The 16,224-nt window shown below is 67.2% G+C and carries 16 protein-coding genes; 8 read left to right on the top strand and 8 right to left on the bottom strand.

The features are described 5' to 3' along the window. Position 1 precedes the first annotated feature (1 nt). Positions 2–502, top strand: a complete 501-nt coding sequence (locus tag IAI54_RS13000) for a DUF2231 domain-containing protein (RefSeq protein ID WP_187972734.1) — start codon at positions 2–4, stop codon at positions 500–502. Here IAI54_RS13000 and IAI54_RS12995 read toward each other — a convergent pair. The 8 genes from IAI54_RS12995 to IAI54_RS12960 form a co-directional block, all read right to left on the bottom strand. Beyond that, positions 480–986 (bottom strand): CopD family protein, encoded by a 507-nt coding sequence (locus IAI54_RS12995; RefSeq protein ID WP_187972733.1) that lies wholly within the window; start codon positions 984–986, stop codon positions 480–482. The genes IAI54_RS13000 and IAI54_RS12995 overlap by 23 nt on opposite strands. Positions 987–1,212: 226 nt before the next feature. Beyond that, complete coding sequence (locus tag IAI54_RS12990) at positions 1,213–3,153, bottom strand: TRAP transporter permease (RefSeq protein WP_187972732.1); 1,941 nt, start codon at positions 3,151–3,153, stop codon at positions 1,213–1,215. A gap of 26 nt (positions 3,154–3,179) precedes the next feature. Continuing rightward, positions 3,180–4,121, bottom strand: coding sequence for a TAXI family TRAP transporter solute-binding subunit (locus IAI54_RS12985; protein ID WP_187972731.1), 942 nt, complete (start codon positions 4,119–4,121; stop codon positions 3,180–3,182). Positions 4,122–4,205: 84 nt separating this feature from the next. Then, complete coding sequence (locus tag IAI54_RS12980; RefSeq protein WP_187972730.1) at positions 4,206–5,381, bottom strand: ABC transporter substrate-binding protein; 1,176 nt, start codon at positions 5,379–5,381, stop codon at positions 4,206–4,208. A 52-nt stretch (positions 5,382–5,433) separates the two neighbouring features. Continuing rightward, positions 5,434–6,177, bottom strand: a complete 744-nt coding sequence (locus IAI54_RS12975; RefSeq protein ID WP_187972729.1) for an ABC transporter ATP-binding protein — start codon at positions 6,175–6,177, stop codon at positions 5,434–5,436. Further along, a complete protein-coding gene (locus IAI54_RS12970) occupies positions 6,167–6,967 on the bottom strand; it encodes an ABC transporter ATP-binding protein (protein ID WP_187972728.1) in 801 nt (266 codons plus the stop codon). The genes IAI54_RS12975 and IAI54_RS12970 overlap by 11 nt, the downstream gene beginning before the upstream one ends. After that, positions 6,964–7,884, bottom strand: a complete 921-nt coding sequence (locus IAI54_RS12965) for a branched-chain amino acid ABC transporter permease (protein WP_187972727.1) — start codon at positions 7,882–7,884, stop codon at positions 6,964–6,966. Before IAI54_RS12965 ends, IAI54_RS12970 begins: the two co-directional genes overlap by 4 nt. Positions 7,885–7,886: 2 nt before the next feature. Then, positions 7,887–8,804 (bottom strand): branched-chain amino acid ABC transporter permease, encoded by a 918-nt coding sequence (locus IAI54_RS12960; RefSeq protein WP_187972726.1) that lies wholly within the window; start codon positions 8,802–8,804, stop codon positions 7,887–7,889. A 441-nt stretch (positions 8,805–9,245) separates the two neighbouring features. On the opposite strand from IAI54_RS12960, the gene IAI54_RS12955 reads away from it, so the two are divergent. Genes IAI54_RS12955 through IAI54_RS12925 form a run of 7 tightly spaced genes read left to right on the top strand, consistent with a single transcriptional unit; the run spans position 9,246 to position 16,202 of the window. Then, positions 9,246–10,451, top strand: coding sequence for an FAD-dependent oxidoreductase (locus IAI54_RS12955; RefSeq protein WP_187972725.1), 1,206 nt, complete (start codon positions 9,246–9,248; stop codon positions 10,449–10,451). A gap of 42 nt (positions 10,452–10,493) precedes the next feature. Continuing rightward, complete coding sequence (locus IAI54_RS12950) at positions 10,494–11,240, top strand: maleate cis-trans isomerase family protein (RefSeq protein ID WP_187972724.1); 747 nt, start codon at positions 10,494–10,496, stop codon at positions 11,238–11,240. 16 nt (positions 11,241–11,256) lie between these two features. Next, complete coding sequence (locus tag IAI54_RS12945; protein WP_187972723.1) at positions 11,257–12,171, top strand: polysaccharide deacetylase family protein; 915 nt, start codon at positions 11,257–11,259, stop codon at positions 12,169–12,171. Further along, the gene (locus IAI54_RS12940; protein WP_187972722.1) at positions 12,168–12,905 is read left to right on the top strand and encodes a GntR family transcriptional regulator; all 738 of its coding nucleotides are present in this window, start codon (positions 12,168–12,170) and stop codon (positions 12,903–12,905) included. Before IAI54_RS12945 ends, IAI54_RS12940 begins: the two co-directional genes overlap by 4 nt. Before the next feature lie 43 nt (positions 12,906–12,948). After that, positions 12,949–14,457 (top strand): aldehyde dehydrogenase, encoded by a 1,509-nt coding sequence (locus IAI54_RS12935; RefSeq protein WP_235679404.1) that lies wholly within the window; start codon positions 12,949–12,951, stop codon positions 14,455–14,457. After that, complete coding sequence (locus IAI54_RS12930; protein ID WP_187972720.1) at positions 14,457–15,314, top strand: SDR family NAD(P)-dependent oxidoreductase; 858 nt, start codon at positions 14,457–14,459, stop codon at positions 15,312–15,314. The genes IAI54_RS12935 and IAI54_RS12930 overlap by 1 nt, the downstream gene beginning before the upstream one ends. Positions 15,315–15,323: 9 nt before the next feature. Next, positions 15,324–16,202: an MBL fold metallo-hydrolase gene (locus IAI54_RS12925; RefSeq protein WP_187972719.1), complete on the top strand. Its 879-nt coding sequence runs from the start codon at positions 15,324–15,326 to the stop codon at positions 16,200–16,202. Positions 16,203–16,224 lie beyond the last annotated feature (22 nt).

Raw genomic sequence — 16,224 nt, 5'->3', positions numbered from 1 at the left:
CATGCCCGACAGCGAACGCCGCCGCAATCCGGTCAACCAGGCCGTCGACGAACTGGACGTGACGTCCGCGGTGGCGATCGCCGGGCATCCGATCCACGCGATGAGCGTGCATTTCCCCATCGCGCTCGTCATCGGAACGCTCGGCATCGACATCTTCTACTGGTGGTCGGCCGATCCGTTCTGGCTGCGGGTCGGGCTGTGGTCGTCGGGCTTCGCCTTCGGCGGCGGTCTGGTCGCGGCGCTGGCCGGAACGGCCGAGCTGCTTCTGGTGCGCGGCATCCGTGGACGGGTCGCGAGCTGGGCGCATGGGGTGGCCGCCATGACGCTGATCGCCGTGGCCGGGCTGAACTGGGGCATTCGCGTCCAGGATACGTCCGACGTCCTGCCGCACGGACTGCTGCTGTCGCTGCTGGCGACGTTCCTCACCGGTCTTGCCGGCTGGCATGGCGGAAAGCTGATCTTCCATCACGGCATCGGCCTCATGGTATCGGCCAAGGACTGATATCCTCGGCCAGCCGGCGCAGGCCGCCGGGTTCGGTCAGGATGGAGGGGACGAGGCCCCTCCATTCGATCTCGGGTTTCGCCAGCACCAGCGCCAGGACGCCGACGATCAGGACGAGCGTCACGCCCGTCACCGCGACGAAGCGCCAGACCGGATAGATCTGCCCTTCCTCGAAAAGGCGGATGATGACCAGTCCGGTCAGCGTGTGGAGGAGGGCGAGGAAGGCGACGAGCGCCAGCTTGGCCGAGAGCCAGGGCTGGTAGGCCTGGCTGGCGAAGATCAGCGCGGCACCCGATGCGATGGCGATGAATGCGGCCGGCGAGACCAGCTTGAGGAAGGCGAAGCGCGTGGTCCGCTGCAGCATGTACAGCCGGTGCCCCTGAACGATGCGCGCGCGCTGCACGTAGAGACCGGGCAGGCTGACGAGACCGGCCATCCAGACGCATACGGCCGCGATGTGCAGGATCTTGATCCAGAGGATCATCCGTTCCGACCATGGATCGTCAATTGCGTCCCCTTCGACTTCCCGTTCGATCACGCCCGCGGCGCGCCGCGGGCACGCAACAGGGAAGCGCACGGCCAAGGGCCGGCGACAGGAACAGGAACACGGCAGGGGAGCGATGGTTCCGGAGCAGCGGGGTCGACGGGCGCAGCCGGGAGGCGACCGGCCGGCGGTCATCCGTGGAGCGGATGCCGGCCCGTCGGATCCGCTATCGCGGGGTCGGGCGGTCGCCGATGCCGTCGCGCGCGGCGATCGTCGCGCCGCTGCCCGTGATGGCATAGAAGGCGAGCAGCACGAGGCCGGCCCCCGACACCGCGTATTCGAGGCTCCAGCCGGCGAGTTCGTGGATCGGCGCGATCATGGCCAGACCAAGCAGTGTCCAGCCGATGCGCGTCGCCAACCCCAGCGGCTTGAGCGCGTGGCCCACCAGCCCACCGGTGACGAGCACGAGCGCGGCTGCCGAACTGACGAAGACGTAGACGATGTCGACCGCGCTGCCGACCATCAGCAGCGCCGGCTTGTAGATGAACAGGAAGGGCAGGAGATAGGCGATCCAGCCGAAGCGGAAGCCCTCGATGCTGGTCTTCAGCTGGGGCGCGTTGGCGATGCTGGCCGCGGCGAAGGAGGCCATGGCGATCGGCGGCGTGATCATCGACAGCATGCCGTAGTAAAAGACGAACATGTGTGCCTGCATCGGCGCTATGCCGAGCTGCGTCAGGGCCGGCGCGGCCAGCGACGCCATCAGGAGATAGACGCCGGTGGTCGGCAGCCCCATCCCGAGCACCACACCGACTCCGGCCGTGACCAGGAGCAAAGCGAACAGGCTCTCCCCTCCGAAGTCGAGCAGGTAGAGCGACAGCGCGAATCCCAGCCCGGTGGTCGTGAGGAGGCCGATGATCATGCCGGCCGCGGCCGTGATCAGCAGGATGTCGCAGGTCGACTGGCCCGTGGTCACCACGGCGTCGAGCAGCTTGCGCGGCGTCAGCCGCCGATCCTCGGGGCCGAGGAACGAGGTGGCGAGGCCGAGCGCGACCATCGCCACGATCGCCCAGATGGCGGCGAGTTCGGCCCGGACGTTGAAGCTGAAGATCGAGAGCAGCAGGACGCCGATCCCCAGCATGGGAAGCCAGCCCTGCGCGAGGACGGAGGCCATCGGCGTGCGGTCGAGGTCCCGGAGCGACGGGATCCGATCGCGGTGGGCGATGAAGTGGATCTGCACGAAGATCGACAGGTAGTAGAGGATCGCCGGCAGCAGGGCGGCGATGACGATGTCGCGGTAGGGGACCTGCAGGAGCTCGGCCATCAGGAAGGCGGCAGCACCCATGATCGGCGGCATGAGCTGGCCGCCGGTCGAGGCCACGGCCTCTATGGCGCCGGCCTGCTCTGGCCGGAAGCCGGCCTTCTTCATCATCGGGATGGTCATGACGCCGGTGGACATGACGTTCGACACCGCACTTCCGGAGATCGAGCCGAACAGGGCGGAGGCCGTGACGGCGACCTTTGCGGTGTTGCCGGGGCCGTTGCCGGCCACCCGGAGCGACAGCTGCGTGAAGAAGTCGCCGCCGCCGACGGCCAGCAGCAGGCCGCCGAACAGGACGAAGACGACCACGACGAAGGCGGCGATCTGCAGCGCCTGGCCCCATGTGGCGGTCGAGTCGGTGCCGAGGAAGCGCAGCACGTCGGCGACCGGCTGCGGCCGTCCCGTCAGCGCGCCGGGTACCCAGTCGCCGAACAGCGCATAGAGCAGCATGACCGCGAAGATGACGATCAGGGCCCAGCCGATGACGCGGCGCAGGCCCTCCATCACCAGCCCCGTCGTTGCGATGCCGAGGATCAACGCTTCCGTGGGATGCCGGAAGGCGCCTTCCGAGAGGATGGGAAAGCGGATGAAGACGAAGAGGCCGAGTGCGAAGGCGGCAACGCCCAGCGCCGCATCGACCGCGTTGCAGAGACCTCTGCCGGGCCGGCAGGCCCGGAAGAAGACCACGGCGAGCGCCGCGCCCAGCATGAGCGCGGCGATCTGCTCGGGATAGATGAGAATGCCGAGGCGCTGCGGGACCGATGCGATCCAGGCGATCGACCCGGCCGGCACGAGGACGGCCAGAATCGCCGGTATGATGCGAAGCGGATTGCGAACGTCGCGGTTCATCTCACCCTAGCCCTGACGACGATCGATCACTCGCCGGACCAGATGCCGACGCTCTTGTAGAACTCGATCGCACCCGGGTGATACTCGAGCACGCCGGCCTTGCCGATCTTGGCAGGGTCATACTCGTTCCAGATCGGGCCGGTCTCCTTCAGCGCCGCCTCGCCCTCGAAGAGCGCCTTGGCGACCTTGGCGACCACCTCGTTCGGGACGTCGGCATTGGCAAAGAGCGTGTAGTCGTAGGCGAAGATGACGGTGTCCTCGCTGACGCCCGGCACCTTGTAGGAGCCGACCGGCTTGAGGAACGTGCCGGGAAGTTCCGCGGCCAGCACCTTCTCGTCGCCTTCCTTGTAGTTGAGGAAGGTGACGCCCTTCAGCGTGGTCTCGAAGTCGAAGGTGTACTGCGCGCCGGCGGTGGCGATCGTCAAGTCCGTGGCGCCATCCTTGAAGGCCTGGAACTGGGCCGGGAAGTTGGCCGTGGGCACGCTGGTCACGTCGTCATAGGTGAGGCCGGCGGTCGCGAGCGAGGCACGGATGATGTAGTCGCCGAGCGAATTGGCCGGGAAGCGCGGCACGCGCTTGCCCTTGAGGCCGTCGAGCGTCTTGATGCCCAGCGAGGACGGAACCATCATTCCGGCGTTGAAGGGGATCAGCGTGGCGACCAGCTTGAGGTTGGGCGCCGGCTGGCCCGCCGACATGCCTTCGCCCTTCAGGGCGTAGAAGGTCTGCGGGTAGTTGGCGATGCCGAACTCGACGCGGCCGTCATTGACCAGCGGGATGTACTGCGAGGTGTTGGCCAGCATCTGGGGCCGAACCTGCAGGTCGGTGGCCTGTGACACGGTCTTGGCGATCGCGGTCGCGATCTGCTCCGTCGCGCCGCCCTGTGTGGTCGCCAGGCCGATGGTCTGCGCCATGGCGCCGGAGACGGTCGTGACGGCGATGGCCGCCGCGAAGGCGAGGGATTTCAGCATGGTCTCGTTCCCTTTTTGTGGTTTTGCGTCATTGGAGGCGGCCGGCTCGTGCCGGCCGCCACGGCAGTCGATCCGTCTAGGCCTTCATTCGCACTTGTCGGCGGGCGCTTCGTCGAACTTGGTCCATTCGCCGCCCTTGATCTCGATGATGTAGCCCGGCAGTTCGGCGTCGTGGCCGGCGAAGCAGATGTCGTCGCCCAGGATGCCGGAGAAGCGGACGCCTTCCATGCCCGCCACGATGGCCGCGCGCTCTTCCTCGATCTTGGCCGGGTCGCCCGTCACGCCGGCCTTCTCCATGACCTGCTTGAGCAGGTAGATGGTGTCGTAGGCCTGGGCGTCGGAATGGTGGGCGCCGAGCTTGTGGATGCCGCGCTTGCCGGTCTCCTCGACGAACTTGGTGTTGAAGGCCTGCGAGGCCTCCGTGCGGCCCTTCCAGAAGCCTGCGACGAGCAACGTGCCGTCGCCCTCGGGGCCGAACAGCTCCACGACGTTCGGATCGGCGAAGATCTGCGAGCCGATGATGCGACCCTTGTAGCCCTGGCGGCGCAGTTCCTTGATGACCTTGGAGGCGGATTCCGGCAGCGCGGCGATGGCGACGAGATCGGGATTGGCCTGCAGGATCTGCGCGGCCTGGGCCGACATGTCGAAGCTCTTGTACTGCACGGCGATCGGCTCGCCATGCTTGATGCCGGCCTTGGCGAGGAGAGCAGGATAGAGCTTGGTGCCGGCGGCGTTGGAGACGACCTCTTCCGAGATGTAGACGATCTCGGCGGTGTCGGCCTTGATGCCCTTGGCCTTGATCGAATTCAGGAGCCGCCCGAACTGCTTGGTCTCGTCCTCGGTGAGGCGCCAGCCATAGGTACGGCCGTCGGTCAGGCCGGGTGCCGAGGCGGAGGTGGGCATCATCAGGACCTTGAGGCGCTCGGCGTCGTTGAGCGCGACCGCGGATTCGCCGGAGGAGAAGGGACCGGCGATGGCCAGGACGCCGTCGTCCTGGATCAGCTTGCGGGCGCCGACGGAGGCCTGCTTCGGGTCCGAGCCGGTGTCGAAACGGACGATCTCGACGGGCTTGCCGTTGATGCCGCCGGCGGCGTTGATCTCCTCGACGGCGATGTCGATGGCCGTCAGCGTCGGCTCGCCCGGACCCTTGAGCGGGCCGGCGGTGACGACGATGTTGCCGATCTTGATGGTTTCCTGCGCATAGGCGGTGCCTGCGGCGAGCAGGATCGCGGCTGCGGCGAGTAGCGACCTTACTTTCATGGATGTTCTCCTCTTGGGTTGTTGCGTCGTCTCGTTCAGTTCCGTCCGCCGGTCACACGCGTTCTCCAGGCGCGGGCGAGGGCGAATTCTGGTGCCCTCCGAGGTAGGCCTCGGTGAGGGTCGGGTTCTTCGACAGGGCGGCAGCGCTGTCGGCCAGCACGATGGAGCCGAGTTCCAGCACGTAGCCCCGGGTGGCGACTTCCAACGCCATCGTGGTGTTCTGCTCGACGAGCAGGATCCCGATGCCCGACCCGTTCAGTTCCACGATCAGGTCGAAGAGCCGCGAGACGAACAGCGGCGAAAGGCCGAGCGACGGCTCGTCGAGCATCATCAGGCGGGGCCGGCCGACCAGCGCGCGGCCGATCGCCAGCATCTGCTGCTCGCCGCCGGACAGCACGCTCGCCTTCATGTCGCGGCGCTCGGCGAGGTTGGGGAAGCGGTCGTAGATGGCCTCGATGTCGCGCGCGGCATCCCTGTCGGAGCGAAGATAGACGCCCATCTGCAGGTTCTCGTGGACGGTCATGGACACGAAGATCTGCCGGCCCTCGGGGACGAGCATCATGCCCGCACGCACGCGCGCCGAGGGGCTGGCGCCCGTCAGGTCCCTGCCGTCGAAGACGATACGGCCGCCCGCCGGCCTGACCGCGCCCTGCAGGGCGCGCAGCAGGGACGTCTTGCCCGCGCCGTTGGCACCGAGCACCGTGACGATCTCGCCCTGGCCGACCGAGATGGTCGCGTTGCGGACCGCGTGGGTGCGCCCGTAGCGGACGTCGAGGCCCGAAACCTCAAGCAACATGGTCGGCCTCCGGATGGTTCATGGCCTTTCCCGCCTGCCGCGTGCCCAGATAGGCCTCCAGCACGGCGGGGTCGTCCTGCACGGTGCGCGTCGAGCCGTCGTAGATCTTCCGGCCGAAGTTGAGCACCACGGCGTTGTCGCAGAGGCTGCGCACGAGGCTCATGTCGTGCTCGACGACGAGCAGGGTGACGCCGGTCTGCGAGATGGTCATCAGGAAGTCGCGCAGGTTCGCCGTCTCGGTGTCGTTGAGGCCCGCGGCCGGTTCGTCGAGGAGAAGGATCTTCGGCCTCGCGACGAGCGCGCGCACCACCTCGATCTTCTTGCGGATGCCGTAGGGCAGGGTGGCGACGACTTCGCCCGGATAGGTCGAGAGGCCCATCCGGTCGAGCAGATCCTCTGCTTCGCGGCGCCAGCGGGAGCGGCCGAAGAGAGACAGCGGGGTGAGCATGCCAGCCAGGCTGCCGGCGCGCGCATGCTGGCCGAGCATCACGTTCTCCACCACCGACAGATGCGGCATCAGGCGGATGTTCTGGAAGGACCGCGCGATGCCGAGCCCGATCCGCGACCGCGACGGCAGGGCGTCGATCGCCCGGCCCTCGAGACGGATCTCTCCCTCAGACGGCGCGAACACGCCGGAAATCAGGTTGAACAGCGTCGTCTTGCCGGCGCCGTTGGGGCCGATCAGAGCCGTGCGAGAACCCTGCGGAACGTCGAAGGAGACGTCGGTGATGACTGCCAGTCCACCGAAGTTCTTCGAGACGCCATGGAGCGAAAGCAAGGGCGCGCTCATGCCACCTGCTCCTTCGGCGCCGCGGACCGGCGGAAGCGCAGCCGCTCGATCAGAGTGCGGGTGATGAGCCCTTCGGGCCGCAGCACCATCATGGCGATGGTCAGGGCGCCGAGGATGACGAACCGCCAGGAATCGTCGGGCGGACCGACGGGGCCCTCGATGCCGACGAGTGTCGCGAGGAAAGTCTTCACCTGCGGCAGGACGGTTCGAAGCAGTTCCGGCAGCAGCGTGAAGAAGGCCGCGCCCGCCAGCGGCCCCCAGGCGGTCTGCGTGCCGCCGAGAAGGACGTAGAGAAGCACGTAGATCGAGACCAGCGCATTGAAGCTCTGGATCTCGACGAAGGAGAAGGAGTGGGCGTAGAGGCCGCCGGCGAGCCCCGCGAGCGCACCGCCGATGGCGAAGGCAGAAACCTGCACCATGCGGATGTTGACGCCCATCAGGTCGGTCACGACCTCGTCGTCGTGCGTCGCACGCATGGTCAGCCCGAACCGCGTCGACATCAGGTAGAAGACGAAAAGGGTGACGGCCACCGCCGTGATCACCGGGACGTCCCAGTCGATGAAGGCAGGCACGGACATGCCCATCGCACCGCCGAGCGTCTCGGAGTTGAGGATCGTGCCGGCGACGACTTCCGCGAAGGCGAAGGTCGCGAGCACCAGATAGACGCCGCGCGTGCGCAGGATCGGGAAGGCGATCAGGAAGCCGACGACGCCGGCCACGACCATACCGACGCCGACCGTCACCGGGACCGGGAGGCCGAAGGTCGCCGACAGGTAGGCGGCCGTGTAGGCGCCGAGCGCCTGGAAGCCCGCGCCGCCGAGGTTGAGCTGTCCCGTCGCCACCGGCAGGAAGATGCCGTAGGCGAAGATGACGTTGATCGCGAGGATCGAGAGTATGCCAGCCCAGTAACCGCTCATGGTCAGAGCTTCCCCTTGCCGATCGAGTGGTGGCCGAGCAGGCCCTGCGGGCGCAGGAGCAGGGTGAGAAGGAGCAGCCCCCAGACCGCGACCTGCACCGTATCGGCGCCGAAGAAGTGGATGGTCATCATTTCCGTCAGACCGACGATGAGACCGCCGAGCACGGCGCCCCAGATCGAACCGAGCCCGCCGACAACCATGCCGGCAATGGCCTTGGTGCCGATGTCCTCGCCCATCTGCGGCGACACTTCGCCGTAGTTGACCGCAAAGAGCGCCCCGGCGAGGCCGCAGAGGAGCCCGGTCAGCATGAAGACCACCGGCACGACGCGGTTGGTGTCGACGCCCAGGATGTTGGCGGCGTCGGGATTCTCGGCGATCGCCCGAAGGCCGCGTCCGATGCGGCTCCGCTTGAGCAGCCAGGTCAGCCCCACGACGATCAGCACCACGATGCCGAGGCTGACCAGCTGCGGGATGCGCACGAAGATGCCGCCGACGGACATGGTGAGATCCGCGCTGGGGCCCGGGAAACGCTGCGCGTCCGTGCCGTAGCCGATGCGGACGAGGTTCTCCAGGACGAGCAGGAAGCCGAGGGAGGACACGAGGGGAATGGCGTGTTCGGTGGAGTCGCCGTAGCGCGTCTTCAGGTACCGGAAGGTGAAGCGCTCGACGACCAGCGAGGCCAGGATCGCCGCGCACAGGCCGAAGAACAATGCGAGTGGCCAGGGTAATGGTCCGGACAAACCGAACGGCAGGCCCCAGTAGGCGAGCGCCCACCCGACCATTCCCGCGAGCATGAACAGGGTGGGGATCGTGAAGTTCAGGAAGTTGAGGACCCCGATCGTCAGCGTGAAGGCGACCGCCACCGTGACGTAGACGCTTCCGAGCATGATGCTGTTGACGAATTGCTGGATCAGCAGCATGGCGCCATCTCCCGGTCGAGCGGTGGGTTTGTATACATTGAAATGAGCTGGGCGCTGCGATTTGGATACAAAACCGTGCGCACGACTGTCGCGAGGCGATACAATTGCCCTCCAGCACCGCTTTGGCGCGGTTCCCTGTGGCGGCGCCGCCGCCCCATGCTGTTTGGGATCGAAGATCCCGGTTCAGTTCCCGCTTTCGCGGTATCACGCAAGTTCCTTGCGCGAAACCCCTGTGTCTTGCGGCTTCGGGCCTTCAAGGGCCTCTCTCTGCCGCGCTTCTGCAGGCGCCCTGACTGAGCCGGATGCCTCCGGCGCTCGCTGCAGGATCGTCCTGTGGTCGTGACATGCACTGAAGATTTCAGTTGATATGTCCTGACATTATGTACACAATGCTGGGGTGCTTCGGCATTGTCAAGCGGAACATTCGAGAGGCTGGCGGGTATGGTAGCAGACAAGGAACGGGTTCTGATCGCAGGGGCGGGGCCGGTCGGGCTGGTCGCGGCGTGTGCGCTGGCGGAGGCCGACATCCCGGTCACGATCGTGGAGCAGAGCCGGGAGCTGCCGAAGGATCTGCGCGCATCGACGTTTCATCCGCCGACGCTCGACATGCTCGAACGGTTCGGCGTCAGCGATCGCCTGGTCGAGCAGGGGCTGGTGTGCCCGCAGTGGCAGTTTCGCGACCGGGCGGAGGGCGTCGTCGCCACATTCGATCTCGGCCTGCTTTCGGCCGACACCAATCATCCCTACCGTCTGCAGTGCGAGCAGTGGAAGCTGACGGAGCTGCTGCGCGCGCGCCTCGAGGCGCGCGATCACGTGGATCTCGTCTACGAGGCCGAGGCGGTCGGCGCCAGGCAGGACGACACGGGCGCGACGCTCCTGGTGCGCCGGCCCGACGGCTCGACCGAGGAGATGCGCGGTTCCTACCTCATCGCCGCAGACGGCGCACGCAGCGCGATCCGCAAGTCGCTGGACATTGCGTTCGAGGGAATGACGATCCCCGAGATCTTCCTGTCGATGTCCACGCATTTCGACTTCGCGCAGGCCATCCCCGATCTGGCGCCCATCGCCTACGTCACCGACCCGAACGAGTGGGCGGTGCTGCTGCGGACGCCGTCGCTGTGGCGCGTCCTGCTGCCGACCGACCCGAACCAGACCGAGGAGCAGATCAAGGATCCAGAGACCATGCAGGCGCGACTGCAGGCGCTCTGTCCCAACGATGCCGGATACGACATCGTGCATGCGACGGCATACCGGGTGAACCAGCGCGTCGCCGCCAGCTTCGTGAGTGGCCGCATCTTCCTCGCCGGTGATTCCGCGCACGTCAACAACCCGCTCGGCGGGATGGGGATGAACGGCGGCATCCACGACGCGATCAATCTCACCGAAAAGCTCACCAAGGTCGTCAAGGGCGACGCGCCCCTCGATCTGATGGGGCGGTACGAGCGGCAGCGGCGAAAGGTGACGCTCGAGGCGGTCCAGGCGCAGACGCTGCGCAACCGCCAGATGATGAACGAGACGGATCCCGCCCAGCGGCGCGCCTATCACGACGACCTGCGGTCGATCGTCGCCGATCCCCGCAAGCACCGCGACTACCTTCTCAAGTCTTCGATGATCCAGTCGCTGCGCGATCTCGAAGCCGTCGCCTGACGCCAACCCTGCCCAAGAAGCCCAATTGCGAGGTCCAATTCCATGGTCGACAGTCTCGGTTACCGGATGAAGTTCGGCGTCATCGCGCCGTCCACCAACACGTCCGTCCAGCCCGAATTCGATTCGATGCGCCCGGTCGGCGTGACGAACCACTTCTCGCGCATCGTCATCCCGGACGATCCGGTCCACTCCGACGAGGATTTCAACGAACTCGTCATGCGCATCCGTGCCGCGACGATGGAGGCCATCGACGCCGTGAAGACCTGCTCGCCGGGCGCCCTGATCATGGGCATGTCGGCCGAGACCTTCTGGGACGGGAAGGACCGGGCCGACACGCTGAAGGCGCAGGTCGAGGAGCGGGCGGCCATGAACGTCGCGATGGGCTCCGACGCCTGCCAGGCGGCCCTGAAGAAATTCGGCGACATCAAGCGCATCGCGGTCGTGACGCCCTACATGCCCGTGGGCGACGAGCAGGTGCGCCGGTTCTTCACGGATTGCGGCTACGAGGTCGTGACCGTGAAGGGGCTGAAGTGCAAGAGCCCGATGCTGATCGCCCACGAGACCGAGCAGACGCTGCGCGACGCCATCATCGAGGTGAACGACCCGTCGGTGGAGGCGATCGTGCAGGCCGGGACCAACCTCGCCATGGCCCGCGTCGGCGCCATAGCCGAGTTCTGGCTGGACAAGCCGGTGATCGCCATCAACACGGCCACCTATTGGCACGCGCTGCGGATGAACGGCATCGAGGACAAGGTGCAGGGCTTCGGTTCGCTGCTGGCGAAGTATTGAGCGGCGGGAGACGGACATGCACTACGACTACGTCCCGCTGCCAAAGCGCAAGCCGCTGCAATGGCCAGACGGCAAGCGTCTGGCCGTGATCCTGACCACGAATTTCGAGTACTGGGACAAGGTCCAGCCCACCGACAAGAAGTACTATCCGGGCGGTCCGGGCATCGTCGGCGGCGACCTGCCGGGCAACGTCTACGACAACCCGAACTTCACGTGGCGGGAATACGGCCAGCGGGTGGGCGTCTGGCGCATGTTCGACGTCTTCGACGCCGAGGGCGTGACGTCGAGCTGCACGATGAACGCCAAGATGGCGATCGAGCGCCGCGAGGTGATCGAGGCGGCGCTGTCCCGCGGGTACGAGATCGTCGCGCACAACTACGTCCAGGACGAACTCCTCACCGATTACATGTTCGACGAGGACAAGGAGCGCGCCGTGATCAAGCGCACGCTCGACGTCTACGAGCAGGCCGTGGGAAAGAAGGCGAAGGGGTGGCTGTCGTCGTCCCTGCGTTCGACGCTGAACACGATCGACATCCTGTCGGAAGAGGGGCTGATCTTCGTCACGGACCTGCTCAACGACGACCAGCCCTACCTGGTGAAGACGCGCAGCGGCCGGCCCATGGTCTCGGTCTCCTACACGTCGGAGGTCAACGACTTCTCCTTCCTCCGGCAGGGCCTGACGGTGGAGACGGGTTTCATGATGTTCAAGGAACAGTTCGACTGGCTCTATGCGGAGAGCGCAAGGAGCGGCCGCTTCATGAACATCGGTCTGCATCCCCACGTGATCGGGCAGCCGTTCCGCATCCGCGCCTTGCGGGACTTCATCCGGTACGCCAAGCAGTTCGAGGGCGTGTGGTTTGCGACCAGGGAGGAAATCGCCGAATGGTATCTCGAGAATCACCAGAGCCACATAGAGCCGGATCCGGCGTGACGTCGGACAGGGGTGCCAGGCGAGACGGAGGACTGATCTTCGTCGATCCCGACATGGTGAGCCAGCTCGAACGGGCGGAATCCAGCCGGCCCGTCGAGCGGGCCTACGAGCTGATCCGTCGCGCCATCCTCACCGGCGAACTCAGGCCCGGCGACCACCTGCGCGAGGAACCGCTCGCCGCCATGACCGGCACGAGCAGGACGCCCGTGCGCGAGGCGCTGCGGCGCCTGGTCGGGGAAGGCCTGGCGATCGCCGAGAACCGCCACCGCTTCGTCGCCGACTTCTCCTACGAGGAAGTGGTGATCATCTTCGACGTCCGCGCGCGGCTGGAGAGCTACGCTGCAGCGGCCGCGGCACAGAAGATCACCGACGAGGAGATCCGCAGCCTCGAACGACTGGTCGTCGAGATCGACCAGATCGACCCGGCCGGCGGGGCGGAGGCGGCGAACGCCTTCGTGACGCTCAATTCCGAATTCCATTCGATCATCGTCAATGCGGCGCGCTCCCGGCAGCTGAAGCTGCTGACGGCCCAGGCGGTGTCGCTGCCGCTGGTGCTGATCAAGCAGTTCGTCTGGGACCAGAGCATCAACATCCGCCGCTCCAACGAGCAGCATCGAGACATCATCGCGGCGCTGGCGCAGCGCAACAGCGAGTGGGCCGAGACGGCGATGGCGGGACACATCCTGTCCACGAAGCCGCGCCCGCGCGATGCCGCGCCGACCCGGCGGCGCTGACGCCAGACTGCGACCGAAAAAGGGGAGTACCGACGTGACCGCAATGCGCGAAGCGCTGTCCGACCATCCGATCCGCGTGACGGGCTTCGTCGCCGGCGGGTTCGTGGATGCCTCCGGCGAGGAAATCGCCGTGCTCGATCCCTCCACCGAACGGCAGATCGCCGTCCTGCACGAATCCGATGCGGACGAGGTCGATCGCGCGGTCTCGGCGGCGCGCAGGGCGTTCGACCACGGCCCCTGGCCGCGCGTGAGCATCGCGGAGCGGCAGAAGGCGCTGATGGCGATCCACGACCTGATCCTTTCGCATGCCGACGAACTGGCGGCGCTGGAGACCATCAACACGGGCATCCCGCTCGGCCAGACCAAGCTGATGCACGTGACGCGGGCGGCGCAGAACTTCCGCTTCTTCTCCGAATACGTGAACCAGGCCGGCGGCGACGTCTTCACGCAGGAGCCGGGGCTGATGAGCCTGGTCACCTATGAGCCGATCGGCGTGTGCGGGCTGATCGGTCCGTGGAACATGCCGCTCGGGCTGACGGCGATGAAGATCGCCGGCGCGCTCGCCTTCGGCAATTGCTGCGTCGTGAAACCGTCCGAACTGACACCGCTGACGGTGACGCGGCTGTTCGAACTGATCGGACGAGCGGGCATCCTGCCCGACGGCGTGCTCAACCTCGTGAACGGCCGCGGCCACGTCACCGGCGTGTCGCTCGTCTCGCATCCCGACATCGACATGGTTTCGTTCACCGGCGGCACCGAGACCGGGACGGCGATCCTCACGGCGCTCGCCAAGGGCATCAAGGGCGGCGCGATGGAACTGGGCGGCAAGTCCGCGAGCATCGTCTATGCCGACGCCGATCTCGACCTGGCGCTCGACGGCGCCATGCTCGGATCGTTCATGAACAACGGCCAGATGTGCCTCGCCGGCAGCCGCATCTTCGTGGAACGGCGCATCGCGGAGCCTTTCATCGAGCGCTTCGCGGCCCGGACGAAGGCGCTCGCGGTCGGCGATCCGCTGGCGACGGGGACGGAGATCGGTCCGATGATCAACCATGCCCAGCGGGAGCGGATGAGCCGCTTCGCCGAGACCGGCCTGAAGGAAGGAGCGACGCTGCTCGCCGGCGGGCGACGCCACACCGGCTTCAACGCAGGCTACTATTTCGAACCGACCGCCATGCTGGCCCCCGACAATTCCGGCGCGATTGCCCAGGAGGAGATCTTCGGCCCCTTCGCCACGCTGCAGGTGTTCGACGAGGAGGACGAGGTGATCGCCAGGGCCAACGACAGCAAGTTCGGCCTCGTCGGCTACGTCTGGTCGGAGGATCTGAAGCGGGCGATGCGCACGGCGTCGTCGCTGCGGACCGGCACGGTGATGGTCAACACGCCGATCGTGCGCGACCTGAGGACCGGATTCGGCGGCTTCAAGCAGTCCGGTCTCGGACGAGAGGGCGCGAAAGGGTCGCGGGCGATGTTCACGGAGATGAAGACGACCATCATCGCGCAGGAGCGGCGCCATTTTCCGCGCATGGGCGTCGCCGGGGAGACGGCGTGATGGCGGCGGATCCGGCGCTCGTCGGGCGCGTGGCGATCGTAACGGGGGCGTCGCGCGGGCTCGGGCTCGAGATGGCGCTCGAGATGGCGGCGGCGGGCATGAGAGTGATGCTGACCGCTTCCCGGCCGGGCCAGGCGCTCGACGAGGCCATGGAAGCGGCGCGCAAGGCGGCGACCGACGGTGTGGGGCCGACGGGTCGCGACAACGTCGCCGGCATCGTCGCCGACGTCCGTTCCTACGCGACCTGCGAGGCCGCGGTGGCGGAGACGGTCGCGCGCTTCGGCCGCGTCGACGTGCTGGTCAACAATGCCGGCGTCGGCATGCGGCTGATCTCGGAGCGCTTCAACACCGAACCGACGCGTTTCTGGGAAGCCGCGCCGGAGGCCTGGAAGGCGATCGTCGACACCAACGTGACCGGCGCCTTCAACATGGCGCGCGCGGCGGTGCCCGGCATGGTGGCGCGGGGCTTCGGCAAGGTCGTCAACGTCTCGACCAGCGACCAGACCATGGTGCGCAGGGGCTATTCGCCCTACGGCCCGACGAAGGCGGCGCTGGAGGCGGCCTCCCGGGTCTGGGCGCAGGACCTCGCGGGCACGGGGGTCACGGTCAACGTCTACCTGCCGGGCGGGGCGGCCGACACCGATCTGCTGCCATCGGGACCCGGCAAGAAGGGCGCCGACGGCAACCTGCTGCCGCCTTCCATCATGCGCCGCGGGATCCTCTGGTTGTGCTCTGACGCCTCCAACGGCGAGACCGGAGGCCGCTACATCGCCAGGCTCTGGAACGATGCGCTGGCGCCGGACGAGGCGGCCGCGGGAGCCCGCGCGCCGCACGCCGACAAGCCCCAGATCATGTGAGGAGACACCATGTTCGATCTCGGTGGCGCGACGCTCGAGCGGATCATCGATCTCGATCCCTTTGCCCTGCCGCTGTCGTTCCTGATGCCGGGCGCCGACATCGAGGCGATCCGGCATCACGAGCCGGTGCTTTCGCCCCATCACGTCGACTTCGCGGCCGGAAACGTCCTGCTCGGCGTGCAGAGCTGGCTGCTCAGGGCAGGGGGGCTGACGATCCTGATCGACAGCTGCGTGGGCGAACACAAGGAGCGCCCGCGCCGTGCGGACTGGCACCGGCGCGCGGGAACCGGCTTCCTCGATCGGCTGGCGGCGGCCGGGGTGTCGCCCGACGAGGTCGACATCGTGATGTGCACCCACCTGCATGCCGATCACGTCGGCTGGAACACGCGTCTCGACGACGGCCGCTGGGTGCCGACCTTCCCGCGGGCTCGATACCTGATGGGCACGGCGGAACTGGCGCACTGGCAGGCGGTCGAGGCGAGGGAGCCCGGCGCGCACAATCACGGCGTCTACGCGGACTCGGTCCTTCCCGTGATCGAGGCCGGATTGGCCGAAACGGTCGACGACGGATACGACCTGACGCGCGGCATGCGCATCGAGACGATGCCCGGCCATACGCCGGGCCAGATCGGGCTCTGCCTCGACTGCCGGTCGCACGGTCAGGCGCTGTTCTGCGGCGACGCCATCCATTCGCCGGTGCAGGTCTTCCAGCCCGGCTGGTCGAGCGCCTTCTGCTCCGACCGGGATCTGGCCGCGGCGACCCGCCTCGCTCTCCTCGAACGGTCCGCGGAGACGGGCGCGGTGCTGGTTCCGGCGCATCTGCGGGGCGCCTGGGGCATGACCGTCACCCGCGAGCGGGGAGGGTTCCGGCCGGCCTTCGCCGGATGAGCCCATCCGCGCCGGCGGAGCC

The sequence above is a fragment of the Aquibium microcysteis genome (assembly GCF_014495845.1).
GTDB classification, from domain to species: Bacteria; Pseudomonadota; Alphaproteobacteria; order Rhizobiales; family Rhizobiaceae; genus Aquibium; species Aquibium microcysteis.
This window is presented reverse-complemented; position numbering and strand designations above follow the sequence as displayed.

Coding starts and splice junctions, on each gene's coding strand:
- IAI54_RS13000 (WP_187972734.1), top strand. CDS start 2: ATGCCCGACAGCGAACGCCGCCGCAATCCGGTCAACCAGGCCGTCGAC.
- IAI54_RS12995 (WP_187972733.1), bottom strand. CDS start 986: ATGATCCTCTGGATCAAGATCCTGCACATCGCGGCCGTATGCGTCTGG.
- IAI54_RS12990 (WP_187972732.1), bottom strand. CDS start 3,153: ATGAACCGCGACGTTCGCAATCCGCTTCGCATCATACCGGCGATTCTG.
- IAI54_RS12985 (WP_187972731.1), bottom strand. CDS start 4,121: ATGCTGAAATCCCTCGCCTTCGCGGCGGCCATCGCCGTCACGACCGTC.
- IAI54_RS12980 (WP_187972730.1), bottom strand. CDS start 5,381: ATGAAAGTAAGGTCGCTACTCGCCGCAGCCGCGATCCTGCTCGCCGCA.
- IAI54_RS12975 (WP_187972729.1), bottom strand. CDS start 6,177: ATGTTGCTTGAGGTTTCGGGCCTCGACGTCCGCTACGGGCGCACCCAC.
- IAI54_RS12970 (WP_187972728.1), bottom strand. CDS start 6,967: ATGAGCGCGCCCTTGCTTTCGCTCCATGGCGTCTCGAAGAACTTCGGT.
- IAI54_RS12965 (WP_187972727.1), bottom strand. CDS start 7,884: ATGAGCGGTTACTGGGCTGGCATACTCTCGATCCTCGCGATCAACGTC.
- IAI54_RS12960 (WP_187972726.1), bottom strand. CDS start 8,804: ATGCTGCTGATCCAGCAATTCGTCAACAGCATCATGCTCGGAAGCGTC.
- IAI54_RS12955 (WP_187972725.1), top strand. CDS start 9,246: ATGGTAGCAGACAAGGAACGGGTTCTGATCGCAGGGGCGGGGCCGGTC.
- IAI54_RS12950 (WP_187972724.1), top strand. CDS start 10,494: ATGGTCGACAGTCTCGGTTACCGGATGAAGTTCGGCGTCATCGCGCCG.
- IAI54_RS12945 (WP_187972723.1), top strand. CDS start 11,257: ATGCACTACGACTACGTCCCGCTGCCAAAGCGCAAGCCGCTGCAATGG.
- IAI54_RS12935 (WP_235679404.1), top strand. CDS start 12,949: ATGCGCGAAGCGCTGTCCGACCATCCGATCCGCGTGACGGGCTTCGTC.
- IAI54_RS12930 (WP_187972720.1), top strand. CDS start 14,457: ATGGCGGCGGATCCGGCGCTCGTCGGGCGCGTGGCGATCGTAACGGGG.
- IAI54_RS12925 (WP_187972719.1), top strand. CDS start 15,324: ATGTTCGATCTCGGTGGCGCGACGCTCGAGCGGATCATCGATCTCGAT.